The organism is Streptomyces spinosus, from assembly GCF_020400655.1.
Taxonomy (GTDB): domain Bacteria; phylum Actinomycetota; class Actinomycetes; order Streptomycetales; family Streptomycetaceae; genus Streptomyces; species Streptomyces argyrophylli.
Genome location: NZ_JAINRC010000024.1, coordinates 107,650 through 119,907, shown reverse-complemented (window position 1 = coordinate 119,907; position 12,258 = coordinate 107,650). Strand labels below are relative to the sequence as shown.

The 12,258-nt window shown below is 74.1% G+C and carries 11 protein-coding genes; 4 read left to right on the top strand and 7 right to left on the bottom strand.

Going from position 1 to position 12,258, the window contains the following annotated elements; translation table 11 throughout:
• Positions 1-237: 237 nt before the first annotated feature.
• The gene (locus LG395_RS35795; protein ID WP_171150691.1) at positions 238-1,176 is read left to right on the top strand and encodes an SRPBCC family protein; all 939 of its coding nucleotides are present in this window, start codon (positions 238-240) and stop codon (positions 1,174-1,176) included.
• Positions 1,173-2,348, top strand: coding sequence for a zinc-dependent alcohol dehydrogenase (locus LG395_RS35790; RefSeq protein WP_171150692.1), 1,176 nt, complete (start codon positions 1,173-1,175; stop codon positions 2,346-2,348). The genes LG395_RS35795 and LG395_RS35790 overlap by 4 nt, the downstream gene beginning before the upstream one ends.
• A 75-nt stretch (positions 2,349-2,423) precedes the next feature.
• Here the strand turns inward: LG395_RS35790 and LG395_RS35785 are convergent, their stop codons facing one another.
• On the bottom strand, positions 2,424-4,148 hold the full coding sequence (locus LG395_RS35785) for a LuxR family transcriptional regulator AbsR2 (protein WP_225813064.1): 1,725 nt from the start codon (positions 4,146-4,148) through the stop codon (positions 2,424-2,426).
• A gap of 94 nt (positions 4,149-4,242) precedes the next feature.
• Here LG395_RS35785 and absR1 point away from each other — a divergent pair, with 94 nt between their 5' ends.
• Together absR1 and LG395_RS35775 are read left to right on the top strand one after the other, a co-directional pair.
• Positions 4,243-5,328, top strand: a complete 1,086-nt coding sequence (gene absR1, locus LG395_RS35780; RefSeq protein ID WP_171150694.1) for a beta-glucuronidase AbsR1 — start codon at positions 4,243-4,245, stop codon at positions 5,326-5,328.
• 268 nt (positions 5,329-5,596) lie between these two features.
• Positions 5,597-6,124: a P-loop nucleotide/nucleoside kinase family protein gene (locus tag LG395_RS35775; RefSeq protein WP_225813062.1), complete on the top strand. Its 528-nt coding sequence runs from the start codon at positions 5,597-5,599 to the stop codon at positions 6,122-6,124.
• 297 nt (positions 6,125-6,421) lie between these two features.
• Here the strand turns inward: LG395_RS35775 and LG395_RS35770 are convergent, their stop codons facing one another.
• The 6 genes from LG395_RS35770 to LG395_RS35750 all read right to left on the bottom strand — a co-directional run bounded on the left by LG395_RS35770 (position 6,422) and on the right by LG395_RS35750 (position 12,257).
• Positions 6,422-7,513 (bottom strand): LLM class flavin-dependent oxidoreductase, encoded by a 1,092-nt coding sequence (locus LG395_RS35770; RefSeq protein WP_225813051.1) that lies wholly within the window; start codon positions 7,511-7,513, stop codon positions 6,422-6,424.
• Positions 7,510-8,904 carry an NtaA/DmoA family FMN-dependent monooxygenase gene (locus tag LG395_RS35765; protein ID WP_225813040.1) on the bottom strand — a complete coding sequence of 465 codons (1,395 nt, stop codon included), beginning with the start codon at positions 8,902-8,904 and terminating at the stop codon, positions 7,510-7,512. The genes LG395_RS35770 and LG395_RS35765 overlap by 4 nt, the downstream gene beginning before the upstream one ends.
• Positions 8,905-8,930: 26 nt before the next feature.
• Positions 8,931-10,133, bottom strand: a complete 1,203-nt coding sequence (locus LG395_RS35760; protein WP_171150698.1) for an LLM class flavin-dependent oxidoreductase — start codon at positions 10,131-10,133, stop codon at positions 8,931-8,933.
• A 119-nt stretch (positions 10,134-10,252) separates the two neighbouring features.
• Positions 10,253-10,366: a putative leader peptide gene (locus LG395_RS41820; protein ID WP_372463511.1), complete on the bottom strand. Its 114-nt coding sequence runs from the start codon at positions 10,364-10,366 to the stop codon at positions 10,253-10,255.
• Positions 10,367-10,380: 14 nt separating this feature from the next.
• A complete protein-coding gene (locus LG395_RS35755; protein ID WP_263983427.1) occupies positions 10,381-11,217 on the bottom strand; it encodes a GNAT family N-acetyltransferase in 837 nt (278 codons plus the stop codon).
• A 20-nt stretch (positions 11,218-11,237) separates the two neighbouring features.
• A complete protein-coding gene (locus LG395_RS35750) occupies positions 11,238-12,257 on the bottom strand; it encodes an ABC transporter substrate-binding protein (protein WP_171150700.1) in 1,020 nt (339 codons plus the stop codon).
• Position 12,258 lies beyond the last annotated feature (1 nt).

Genomic DNA, 12,258 nt, shown 5'->3' with positions numbered 1-12,258 from the left:
AGCGGGCCCAGGGCCGCCGGCCGCCCGCACCCCAGGACCGGTCCGGTCGACGATCCCGTCCGGCCCCGGCTTCGGCCGGGGCCGGACGGGCCGTCGCGCGCGCTTCCGGTCCGGTGACGCGCGTCGAGGATTGGATGCGGGCCACGCGGAAACCCCGGTGTTGTCCGCTACGCGCCCGTCACCTTCTCACTCAAGTGGCCCGCCCTCCGTTCACCTCACCGCACGTGGGGAGCACTCATGAAGACAGACACCCGATCCACCTCCCGCCTCCGGCACGACCCGCTCGTCCGCGGCCTCGGCTGGGCCAGCGCGCTCATGGGCGTGCCCCAGGTCGTCGCCCCGGCGGGCTTCGCCCGCGCCCTGGGCGTCGGCGACGCCGCCAGGCACCGCTCGGCCACGACCGCCGTCGGGGTGCGCGAGCTGGCGGCGGCGACCGGGCTGCTGGGACGGCCGCAGCCCGCCTGGCTCTGGGGGCGCGTCGGCGGCGACCTCATGGACCTGACCATGCTGACCCGGGCCCTGAAGAACCACGACGGCCGTGGCCTGGGCCGCACCGTCGCCGCGACCGCCGCGGTCACCGCCCTCACGGTCACGGACGTCTACGCGGCCGTGACCCGCACCCACAGGAGCACCCCCATGGAACTGACCGCGACCACCACCGTCCTGCGGCCCCCGGACGAGGTCTACGCCCTCTGGAGGGATCTGGAGCGGCTGCCGGACTTCATGGCGCACCTGGACGAAGTACGCGTCACCGGCCCGCGCACCAGTCACTGGCGGGCCACCGCGCCGTTCGGCAAGACGGTCGAATGGGACGCCGAGACCACGCAGGAGGTCGCCGGCCGGCTGATCGCCTGGCAGTCGGTGGACGGCGCCGACATCGACAACTCCGGCGAGGTCCGCTTCGAGCCCGCCCCCGGCGACCGGGGCACGGAGATCCGGGTGACCCTGCGCTACGACCTGCCCGGCGGGGCGCTGGGCAAGGCCGCGGCGCGCTACTTCGGCGAGGAACCGCACCAGCAGCTGGACGACGACCTGCGCCGCTTCAAGCAGATCGCGGAGACCGGCGAGGTCGTCCGCTCCGAGGGCGCACCCGGCGGCAAGCGGGCCCGCGGCGAGTTCCCGCAGCACCCGGCCCGGCCGCTGACCGAGGACGAACTGAAGGAGGCCCTGGCATGAAGGCCAACTGCTGGACGGGACGCAACTCGGTAGAGGTGCAGGACGTTCCCGACCCCTCGATCCTGAACAGCCGCGACGCCATCGTGAAGATCACCTCGACGGCGATCTGCGGCTCCGACCTCCACCTGCTCGACGGCTACGTCCCCACCATGCAAAAGGGCGACATCATGGGCCACGAGTTCATGGGGGAGGTCGTCGAGGTCGGCTCCGGCATCACCGACGGCGCACTGCGCGTCGGGGACCGGGTCGTCGTTCCGTTCCCCATCGCCTGCGGCGCCTGCGCGGCCTGCCGCGCGGAGCTGTACTCCTGCTGCGAGAACACCAACCCCAACGCCGGCATCTCGGAGAAGTTGTTCGGCCACCCTACCGCCGGCATCTACGGCTACTCCCACCTCACCGGCGGCTTCGCCGGCGGCCAGGCCGAGTACGCCCGCGTGGTGCTCGCCGACGCCAACGCCCTCAAGATCGAGTCGGACCTCACGGACGAGCAGGTGCTGTTCCTGTCCGACATCCTGCCGACCGGGTTCATGGGCGCCGACATGTGCGACATCCAGGACGGTGACGTCGTCGCCGTCTGGGGCGCCGGTCCGGTCGGCCAGTTCGCCATGGACAGTGCCCGGGTCCTCGGCGCGGAGAAGGTCATCGCGATCGACAAGGAGACCTACCGGCTCGACATGGCCGCCGGCCAGGGCTACACCACCATCAACTTCGAGGAGACCGACGTACGGTCCGCCCTGCTCGAACTCACCGGCGGCCGGGGCCCCGACAAGTGCATCGACGCGGTCGGCCTGGAGGCCACCCACGGCGCCTCCCACGTCCAGCTCTACGACCGCGCCAAGCAGGCGGTCCGCTCCGAGACCGACCGGCCGCACGCCCTGCGCCAGGCCATCCTGTCCTGCCGCAGCGGCGGCGTGGTGTCGGTCATCGGCGTCTACGGCGGACTGATCGACAAGTTCCCGGCGGGTGCCTGGATGAACAGGTCGCTGACCCTGCGCACCGGGCAGTGCCACGTGCACAGGTACATGAAGCGGCTGCTGGGCATGATCGAGCAGGGCAAGATCGATCCCACCCGGATCATCACCCACCGGCTGCCCCTGACCGAGGCACCGACCGGCTACGACCTGTTCAAGAACAAGAAGGACCACTGCGAGAAGGTCGTCCTCAAGCCGTGAGGCGCGGCCCGCACCGGACCCGGCTCGGCCGGGCTCGACGGCACCGCCCCTCGTAGCCGGCCCGGCGGCAGGACCTCAGGCCGTCTCCCTGTCCGGCACGTCCACCAGCCAGGGCAGCGCCCCCCGGTCCCCCGTGCCGAGCCGTGTGTACGCGCTGTAGAGGTGGTTGCCGACCGTCCGCACGGACAGGGTCAGCCGCTCGGCGATCTCCCGGTTGCTCAGCCCGGCCGCGGCCAGCGTGACGATCTGCCGCTGCCGGGCGGTGAGTTCACCGAGGACCAGCCCGGCCAGCGCGGGTGTGCGCGCCCCCTGGCAGCGGCGGGCCAGCGCGACGGCCCGGGTGCGGGACAGGCGGGCGGCCCGGGGGTCGCGGTGGGCCCGTGCCGCCTGCGCGTGCGCCTCCGCCGCGTACAGCAGGAAGCCCCGCTCGGCCAGCGCCCGCGCCGCACGGTCGAGAGCGGGCCCGTCGCCGCGCGCCAGCGCGTCCGCGTGCCGGGCGAACACGCTGCCGGCCGGCAGCCGCCCGGCCGCCCGCCCGGGCTCACCGAGGCGTACGGCGTCGTAGAGCGCGTGGACGCCGTCCGGGTCGGTCACCTCACCCGGCGCCCCTTCGGCCAGCGCGAGCTCCCTGCGGCACCCCTCGTGCGACGGACTCTGCCGAAGGCCCTCCCGCGCCCACGCCGCCGCCTCCCGCAGTTCGCCCCGCAGCCGCGCGAACCGGGCGCGGACCCCGGCGTACCCGGCCGGCAGCGGGCCGCCCTCCGCGACCAGCCACTCCCCCACCGGCGTCGGCACCGGCCGGACGTCGAGCCGGTCCATCCGCCGGACGAGGGCGCGCTGCTCGGCCTCCAGCGCGGGGCCGTGCGCGAAGGGCGCGCGGGCCAGCCGGCGGGCCCGCAGCCGGCCGGCCGTGGCACGCAGCACGGCGCCGTGCAGGGGGTGGGCGAGGGTGACGGCGCCCTGGTCGTCGACGTCGATCAGGCCGTCCGCCTCCAGGCGTTCGAGGACGTCCAGGTCCAGCTCGTCCGCGGACAGCGGCAGGGGCTCGGCGAACGCGAGGCGTTCCAGCGCGTCGCGTCCGCCGGGACCGGACCGCTCGAGGGCGGGGGCCAGGCGCTCGCGGACGGCCGGGGTCACCGGCAGCGGTCCGCGCCAGGCCCGTTCGCCGGTGCCCGGGACGGGAGTCAGCCGGCCGGAACCGGTGAGCGCGGTGACCAGGTCGCGCAGGAGCCGCAGATCGCCCCGGCACGCCTGGTGCAGGCGGCGCACGGTGAGCGGTTCCAGGCCGGCGCCGGCGAGCAGCTGGGCGGTGTCCTCGGGGGCCAGCGGGTCGAGGGCCAGCCGGGGCAGCAGTTCCCCGGTCCACAGCCGGGACACCGCGCCGGGCGCGGGTGGCCCGTCCGCCGCGGCCACGACCAGGCGGGTGCGGCCCTGCACGGCGAGCTGGTGGACCAGGGCGGCGGAGGTCTCGTCCAGCAACTGGGCGTCGTCCACGACCAGGAGCCGTACGCCGGACAGCGCGCGGACCGCGCGGTGCAGCGAGACGGTGTCGGGGAGCAGGTGCGCGAACGCCGCGAGGGGCAGGTCCCGGGCCTCGGGCGTGCCGGTCACGCGGGCGTGGTCCGTGCCCCGGACCGCCTCCGTGATCAGCCGGGTCTTGCCGCGGCCTGCCGGGCCGGTCACCACGATGCCGGGCCGGCCGGCGGTCAGCGCGCCGCGCACCAGCTCCAGTTCGTCGGCCCGGCCGGTGAACGGCCAGGGCAGCTCAAGGGTGTTCGCGTCCTGTTCGTAAGTCCTCACACCATGCTGAGCGCGCGTACTCAGGTTTGATACAGGGCGACTTGAGTAGCCCACGACTCAGGCGAACGGCCGGGGCGGCGGGCACGCTGGCCGCATGACCCGACGCCTCTGCTCGCTTCCGCGGCAGCCGGCCCCGTCGTTCGCACCGGGGCTGACCGCCGAGCGGCTGGGCGCGCTGCTCGCCGGGCGGCGGATGTGGGTCAACGGCACCGTCCTGCACTACTGCTTCCTTCACGCCCGCACCGACGCCTCGGTCGTCCCGGTCCCCGGGACCGGGGAGCTGCGCCGGGTGCCGTGGGCGGGCGGCGAGGAGCAGCGGGACGTGGTCCGCGGGTGCTTCGCCGAGTGGCAGGACCTCGGCATCGGCGTCACGTTCGCCGAGGTCGGCGACCGGCACGAGGCGGAGCTGCGGATCGGGTTCCAGAGCGGTGCCGGGTCCTGGTCGGCGGTCGGCAGGGAGGCGCTGTCGGTGGGCCGGGGCGAGCGCACCATGAACCTCGGCTGGGACGTGACCGCGCCCGGGGAGCGCGGGGCCGTCTTGCACCAGATCGGGCACGCGCTCGGCATGGTGCACGAGCACCAGAGTCCGTTCGCCGGGCTGCACTGGGACGACGAGGCCGTGTACGCCGAACTGGCGGGCCCGCCGAACTTCTGGAGCCGGGAGACGACGTACACGAACGTGCTGCGGCAGCTGGACGCCGGTGAGGCGGGCGGCTCGGTGTGGGACCCGCAGTCGGTGATGACGCTGCCGCTGGGGCCGGGGCTGGTGCTGGAGCCGGAGCAGTACCGCGGGGGGCTGCGGCCGTTCGGCGCTCCGTCGCCGGCCGACAAGGAGTTCGTGCTGCGCTGGTACCCGCCCGCCGCTCCCGGCGGTCCGGCCGCACTGGTGCCGTTCCGGTCCGTGCCGCTCGGGCTGGGGCCGGGCGAGCAGGCCGACTTCACCGTCGAGCCGCCGGAGACCCGCGAGTACACCGTGGGCGCGTTCGGCGACGCCGACACCGTGCTGGTGGTCTTCGAGGAGCGCGACGGGGAACCGCGCTTCCTCGCGGGCCACGACGACGGCGGCACGCCGGACAACGCCGCCGTCCGGGTGCGGCTCGTCAGGGGCCGCCGCTATGCCGTCCGGGTCCGTCTGTACTCCACGTGGGGGTCGGGGGAGACGGCGGTCATGTGCTGGTGACGGCACACGGACGGCACAGAGCCACTGTCCGGCACCGGGGGAGCGGGCGTGGACGTCACCTACGGGGGAGGTGACGTCCACGCCCACGCCGGTGCCCAGGCGGCTCGTGGCAGTGGTCCGGCCCGTCTCCTCGGCACGCCGTGCGGACCTCGGGACGACGCCACGGCGGGCAGGCGGCTCCCGCCCCGGGCCGACCGCCGCCATTGCGCTCGCGTGAACATCCGCCCGCGTCCCGGCCGCCCGCACTCCCCCAGGGCACGATGACGGCATGCTGATCGCTCTCGGGGGCCTCCCCGCCACCGGCAAGACGACACTCGCGCGGTTGCTCGCGGCCCGCACGGGCGCGGTGCACCTGCGGATCGACACGATCGAGCAGGCCCTGGTGCGCGCCGGCGTGGCCGCCCGTCCGGTGGGGCCGGCCGGCTACGTCGTCGGCTACGCCCTGGCCGAGGAACAGTTGCGGCTGGGCCTGACCGTGATCGCGGATTCGGTGAACCCACTGGCCGTCACCCGTGACGCCTGGCGCGACACCGCCGTCCGGGCGGGGGTGCCGGTGGTGGAGGCGGAGGTGCTCTGCTCGGACCGGGCGGAGCACCGTCGTCGCGTGCGCACGCGGACGGGGGACGTCCCCGGGATGCCGCTCCCCGGGTGGCCGGAGGTGACCGGCCGGGAGTACGAGCCGTGGGACCGCGACCACGTCGTCGTCGACACCGCGGGACGGACACCCGAGGAGGCGCTTGCCTCGCTGCTCGCGGCGATGGCACCGGGACCGGCTCCCCAGGCACGTCGTCGGTGAAAGCCCGCGCCCCGCCGCCGGGTTCGTGCCGCCGGCCGGGCTGCGGCTGCGCGGGATCGGCCGTCCGGCAGGTCCGCGAGCGCGGCTTCACCGACGGTGACGAGCGGACCGGCCTCGTGGGCGAGGTGTTCCGCCTCCGGCGCGGCGACGACGCCCGTCGCGCCCGGGCGAGCGCCGCGGCGGGTCCGCGGGCCCCCTGGCGCACCGGCTCGACGGGAAGCCGTGAGCACGGCCACGGGAACGTGCCGGCCGCGTCCGGGAGCCGGCTGCCACGGACGCCGGAGCGCGGCCGGTCGCTCAGCGGTCGGCGGGCACGGGCTCGGGCGTCTGCCGGGGCAGGACCGGCGCCCAGGCGAACGGCGGGTCCGGGATGTCCCGGCGCAGGACCGGCGCGACGGCCGACTGGAACAGTTCCAGCGAGGCGCGGTGCCGGGCGGGGGGCAGACCGCCGGCGTCCGCGGTCACGTGCAGCACGGTGTGCCCCAGCCGTTCGTGGTAGCGGTGCACCTTGTCGACGACCTGCTCGGGGCTGCCGATCAGCGCGGAGCTGCGCGCCACGAAGTCCTCCAGGGTCTCGAAGACCACGGGCAGGCCCGCCGACCGCTGGAAGGCCAGGTTGCTCTCGAAGACCGGGCGGTACGCCGCCAGCGCCTCCTGCGAGGTCCGGGCGACGTACAGCCCGGCCGAGCCCGCGCCCACCGCGATCGCCGCCGGGTCGTGACCGTAGTGCTCCCAGCGTTCCCGGTAGTGCCGTACCAGTGCGGCGTACGGCTCGACCGGATGGGTGACGTTCGCCGAGAACAGCGGGTCGCCGTAGCGGGCGGCGAGGTCCACGGACTCCTCGCTGGTGGCGCTGCCGTGCCAGACGCGGACCGGCCGCTGGTACGGCCGCGGCCAGGTCTCGGCGTCCTTCAGCGGTGGCCGGAAGCGGGTGTCGGCGCTCACCCGGTCCTGCCGCCACAGCCGCCGGAACACCTCGTAGCTCTCGGCGTTGCGCTCCCACTGGTCCTCGGGGGTGACGTGGAACAGCTCGCGCTGCGCGGTGCCGTTGCCCTTGCCGATGATCAGGTCGAGGCGCCCGTCGGAGAGGTGGTCCAGGGTGGCGTAGTCCTCGTACGCCCGGACCGGATCGAGCAGGCTGAGGGTGGTGACGGCGGTGAAGAGCCGGATGCGGCGGGTGAGCGCGGCGACGTGGCCGAGCACGACGGTCGGCGCGGAGGAGAGGAACGGCCGTTCGTGCCGCTCCCCCACGCCGAATCCGTCGAAGCCCAGCTCCTCCGCCAGCACCGCGTTGTCGCGCACCTCGCGGAACCGCTCGTGCGTCGGCACCAGGACGCCGGTGACGGGGTCCGGCCGGTGCACGATCAGGGTGATGGCGAGGAACCTCACGACGCGGCCCGCTCCTTCGAGGCGCTGCCGCGGCTGCCGGCCCCGGCGTCGGGGTGGGCCAGACCCAGGTGGTCGCGCAGGGTCGTGCCCTCGTAGTCGGCGCGGAAGACGCCCTGTTCCTGGAGCAGCGGGACCACCTTGTCGGCGAACGGGTCGAGCCCGCCGGGGGTGATGTGCGGGACGAGGATGAAGCCGTCGGAGGCGTCGGCCTGCACGAAGTCGTTGATGGTCCGGGCGACCGTGGCCGGTGAGCCGACGAAGGTCTGCCGGTTGCCGGTGTTGATCACCAGGTCGCGGATGGACCACTTGTTGGCCTCGGCCAGCTGCCGCCACTCGCGGGCGATGGCGACCGGGTCCCGGTACATGCGCACCTGGGCGCGGCCCCGGGAGATGTGGTCCTCGCTCACCACCGGGTCCACCTCGGGCAGCGGGCCCTCCGGGTCGTACGCCGACAGGTCCCGGTTCCAGACGAACTCCAGGTGCTTGATGGCGGTGGCGCCGCTGACCTGCTGCCGGCGCACCTCGCGGGCGAGTTCGGCGGCCTCCTGGTCGGTGTCGCCGAGGACGAAGGTCGCGGCGGGCAGGATGAGGAGCTGGTCGGGGCGGCGGCCGTACTTGGCGAGGCGGGACTTCACATCGGTGTAGAAGGCCTGGCCCTCCTTCAGCGTGGAGTAGCGGCTGAAGATCGCGTCCGCGTCGGACGCCGCGAACTCGCGGCCCTCGTCGGAGTCGCCGGCCTGGAAGATCACCGGGCGGCCCTGCGGGGAGCGCGGGACGTCGAACCGGCCGTGGATGTCGAAGTGCTGCCCCTGGTGCACGAAGGCACCGGCCTTGGCGTCCCGGAGGAAGGTCCCGGTGGCCTGGTCGGCGATGATCTCGTCACCGCGCCAGGAGTCGAACAGCTCGTGCGCGGTGGCGAGGAACTCCTTGGCGCGGGAGTAGCGCTCCCCCTGCGGCAGGAAACCGCCGCGGCGGAAGTTCTCGCCGGTGAAGGCGTCCCAGGAGGTGACCACGTTCCAGGCGGACCGGCCGCCGGAGAGGTGGTCGAGGCTCGCGAACTGGCGGGCCACCTCGTACGGTTCGTTGAACGTGGAGTTGATGGTGCCGGTCAGGCCGAGCCGGTCGGTGACGGCGGCCAGCGCGGCCAGCACGGTGAAGGTGTCGGGGCGGCCGACCACGTCCAGGTCGTAGATCTTTCCGCCCTGCTCGCGCAGCCGGAGCCCCTCGGCGAGGAACAGGAAGTCGAACTTGGCGCGTTCGGCGGTCCGCGCGAAGTGCGCGAAGGAGCTGAACTCGATGTGGCTGCCGGCGGCCGGGTCGCTCCAGACGGTGGTGTTGTTCACGCCGGGGAAGTGGGCGGCCAGGTGGATCTGCTTCAGCGGCTTGCTCATGGCGGTACGGTCGTCCTCTCCGGCGTTCAGGCGGCTGCGTAGCGGTTGGCGGGGCGGGCGAGACCGAGGAGGCCGCGCAGGGTGCCGGCCTCGTAGGCGTCCCGGAAGCGGTGGCGCCGCCGCAGCTCGGGCACCAGGTCACGGGTGATCCGGGGCAGGTCGTGGCCGGCGACCGCGGGCCGCAGGCGGAACCCGGTCAGCCCGCCCGCCGCCAGCTCCTCCAGCAGGTCGGCGAGTTCGGCGGCCGTACCGGTGAAGATCCGGGCGTCGCTGGTGTACGGCTCGCCCGCGAGGGTGTCGAGGCGGTCGCGGCGGGCCTCGGCCCCGGCCCGGCTGTCGTCCAGGAAGACGACCAGGTCGCCGAAGACGTGCAGCGTCTGCCCGGCGCGTCCCGCAGCCTCCTGCTCGGCGCGGATCTCGGCGACGATCGCCCGGGCCTGGTCCGCGTCGTGCGGGGTGACGTAGCCGACGTCGGCCTGACGGGCCACGAGGCGGTACGGGACGGTCTGGTGGGCGAGGGCGGTGACCAGCGGCTGGCCCTGAGGCGGGCGGGGCGTGATGGAGGGGCCCTTGACGCTGAACCAGCGGCCCTCGAAGTCGATGTAGTGCAGCTTGTCCCGGTCGATGAAGCGGCCGGTCGCCACGTCCCGGATCTCGGCGTCGTCCTCCCAGCTGTCCCAGAGCCGGCGGACCACTTCCACGTAGTCGGCGGCCTCGTCGAACAGGTCGGTGATCGTCTCCCGCGCGTCCGGGCTGTCGAAGCCCTCGATCCGGGGGATGGTGCGGCGGCCGAAGTGCGCGGCCTCGTCCGGCCGGAAGTCGGTCCGCACCCGCAGGCCCGCGCGTCCGGTGCTGACGTAGTCGAGGGTGGCGATCGCCTTCGAGATGTGGAACGGCTCGGTGTGCGTGGCCACCACGGTCGGGACCAGGCCTATGTGCCGGGTGACCGGGGCGACGCGGGAGGCGATGAGGACCGCGTCGAGCCGGCCGCGGACCTGGTCGGTGCGCTCGTCGGGTGCGAGGGGGTGGGAGGACTGCTGGCCGAGGCCGTCCTCGATGGTGACGAAGTCGAGCAGGCCGCGTTCGGCCTCGGTGATCAGGTCGGTCCAGTAGCCGGCGGTGAACAGGTCGCGGGGGCGGGCGACCGGCTCGCGCCAGGACGCCGGGTGCCATCCGGTGCCGTCCAGGGCGACGGCGAGGTGCAGGGGTGCGGCAGGGGTTGAGGACACGTCGGTGCCTTCCTTGATGTCCGTACGAGGACGCCGGCCGGCGGGGCCGGCGTCCGGCGGCGCCGGCCGCGGGCGGGCGCGGCGGGGGTGCCCCGGGCCGGGGCGGAGCCGGGGTGAGGTCAGTGGCGACAGAGCGCGGCGGACACGCGCTGGAGGTCTATGTGCGGCCGAGAGTGCAGACGGACGGACCGGTACGGGTGCGGGGCGCGCGGCGGCCGGGTCCGCGGGGGCACTCGGGTCACGGCCGTCACCTCCGTCCGTCGTGCGCGGCGGGCCGGGCCGGCGTCCGCCTGGCGGATCTCGTCGTGACGTCCAACGCCGGGCGGTCGCCGATTGTTCCCGGGCTGAGCACGCGCACGATGCGGGAGCGGCGGCGCAGGGTGAACCCGATCGACTCGTAGAGCCGGATCGCGGGCGTGTTGTCGGCGGCGGCGTGCAGGAACGGGGTGTCCCCGCGGTCCCGGATGCCGGCCGCCACCGCGCGCACCAGCCGGGTGGCCAGTCCCCGGCCGCGGTGCGCGGGATCCGTGCACACGGCGCTGATCTCGGTCCAGCCGGGCGTCCGCAGCCTCTCCCCCGCCATGGCGACGAGCCGTCCGTGGTGCCGGATGCCGAGGTAGGTGCCCATCTCGACGGTCCGGCTCAGGAAGGGGCCCGGCCGGGTGCGGGCCACCAGATCGAGGATCTCGGGGACGTCGTCGGCGCCCAGGCGGACCGCCTCCGGGTCCGGTGCGGCCCGCAGCGCGGTGTCCACGAGCTGGACTCCCGTGCCTTCGCCGAGCACCTCCCAGCCGTCGGGAACCCGCTCGACCGGCTTGACCCGTACGGTGGTTCCCGGACCGACGAGCGTGTGCAGGTCGGCCCAGGCCGCCGGGTCCGCCGGGTCGGCGAGCGCCGCGAAGGCGTAGGTCTCCGGCCGGTAGCGGGCCGCGCGGCCGTACCGGTCGGCGAGCCGGGCGTGCGGGCCGGTCAGGGCGGCCCAGACGGCGTTGTCCAGGACGGGGTCCGCGGGCGGGAGCGGGGTCGCGCCCGCGCGGACGTCGGTCGGACGGGCCACGGGAGCGACCCCCTCTCTTGTCTCCATGTCGATGAGTCGACGACCTGTCAGGAGTTGTCCAGCGGCAGCCCGGGCGGGTTGACCTCCGCCTTCGCCACGGACTCGTTGGACAGGCCGTAGGCGGCCAGCCACTTGCCGTACTGCCCGTTCTCGATCAGGTGGTTGAGGGCGTCGGCGAGCGGCTTGGCGAGTCCGCTGTCCTTCTTCGCGGTCGCCGCGATCAGACCCTGCAGCGTCTCGCCGGCGCCGGAGAAGGTGCCCGCGTTGCGGGTGGCGTTGGGGGTGTTCGCGGTCTGCCGGGCACGGTAGGCGACCGCGGGGTTGGGACCGAGGTAGGCGTCGATCTTCCCGCTGCTCAGCGCCAGGTTGATGGCGTTCTGGTCCGGGAAGTACTTGACGGTGAGCTTCTTGCCCTCCTTGGCCAGTTTGGCCTTCCACTCCAGGAGGATCTTCTCCTGGTTGGTGCCGGCGCCCACGCTGACCGTCTTGCCGGCGAGGTTCTCGTAGTCGCCGTCGAAGTTCCAGGGGCTCTTCTTCAGCACCTCGAAGGCCAGGTTGTCCTTGCGGTAGGAGGCGAACTCGTACTTGCGCTTGCGTTCCTCGGTGACGGTGACGTTGGAGAAGGCCACGTCCACCTTGCCGCTGTCGACGCCGACGAAGAGGTTCTCCCAGGTGGAGTTCCTGATCTCGGGCTTCAGGCCGAGGACCGCGGCCACCAGGCGGCCGAGGTCGGGCTCGGAGCCGGTGAGGGTCTTCTGGTCGCTGCCCACGAAGTTCAGCGGCGCGGAGCCAGAGGGCAGGGCTCCGACACCGATGACGAGCTTGCCGCTCTTGCGCACGGAGGCGGGCAGTTCGGCGCTGATGGACTTCACTTCGGAGACCTTCAGCGCGGTCTCCTTGGCGGCTCCGTTGGACAGCCGCCCCACGGTCACCGTGCCGGCGGTGTCGGTCTTGGTGACGGCCTCGCTGTCGCCTCCGCAGGCGGCGAGCCCGGTGGCGAGGGCGGCGACGGCGGTCGCGGCGGTGATGCCGCGGATCACGGCGCGTCGGGAGAGGTGGGTAGGCATG

Bases quoted from the DNA above. Each gene is read 5' to 3' on its own strand.
- LG395_RS35795 (WP_171150691.1), top strand. From the start codon at position 238: ATGAAGACAGACACCCGATCCACCTCCCGCCTCCGGCACGACCCGCTC.
- LG395_RS35790 (WP_171150692.1), top strand. From the start codon at position 1,173: ATGAAGGCCAACTGCTGGACGGGACGCAACTCGGTAGAGGTGCAGGAC.
- absR1 (WP_171150694.1), top strand. From the start codon at position 4,243: ATGACCCGACGCCTCTGCTCGCTTCCGCGGCAGCCGGCCCCGTCGTTC.
- LG395_RS35775 (WP_225813062.1), top strand. From the start codon at position 5,597: ATGCTGATCGCTCTCGGGGGCCTCCCCGCCACCGGCAAGACGACACTC.
- LG395_RS35765 (WP_225813040.1), bottom strand. From the start codon at position 8,904: ATGAGCAAGCCGCTGAAGCAGATCCACCTGGCCGCCCACTTCCCCGGC.
- LG395_RS35755 (WP_263983427.1), bottom strand. From the start codon at position 11,217: ATGGAGACAAGAGAGGGGGTCGCTCCCGTGGCCCGTCCGACCGACGTC.
- LG395_RS35750 (WP_171150700.1), bottom strand. From the start codon at position 12,257: ATGCCTACCCACCTCTCCCGACGCGCCGTGATCCGCGGCATCACCGCC.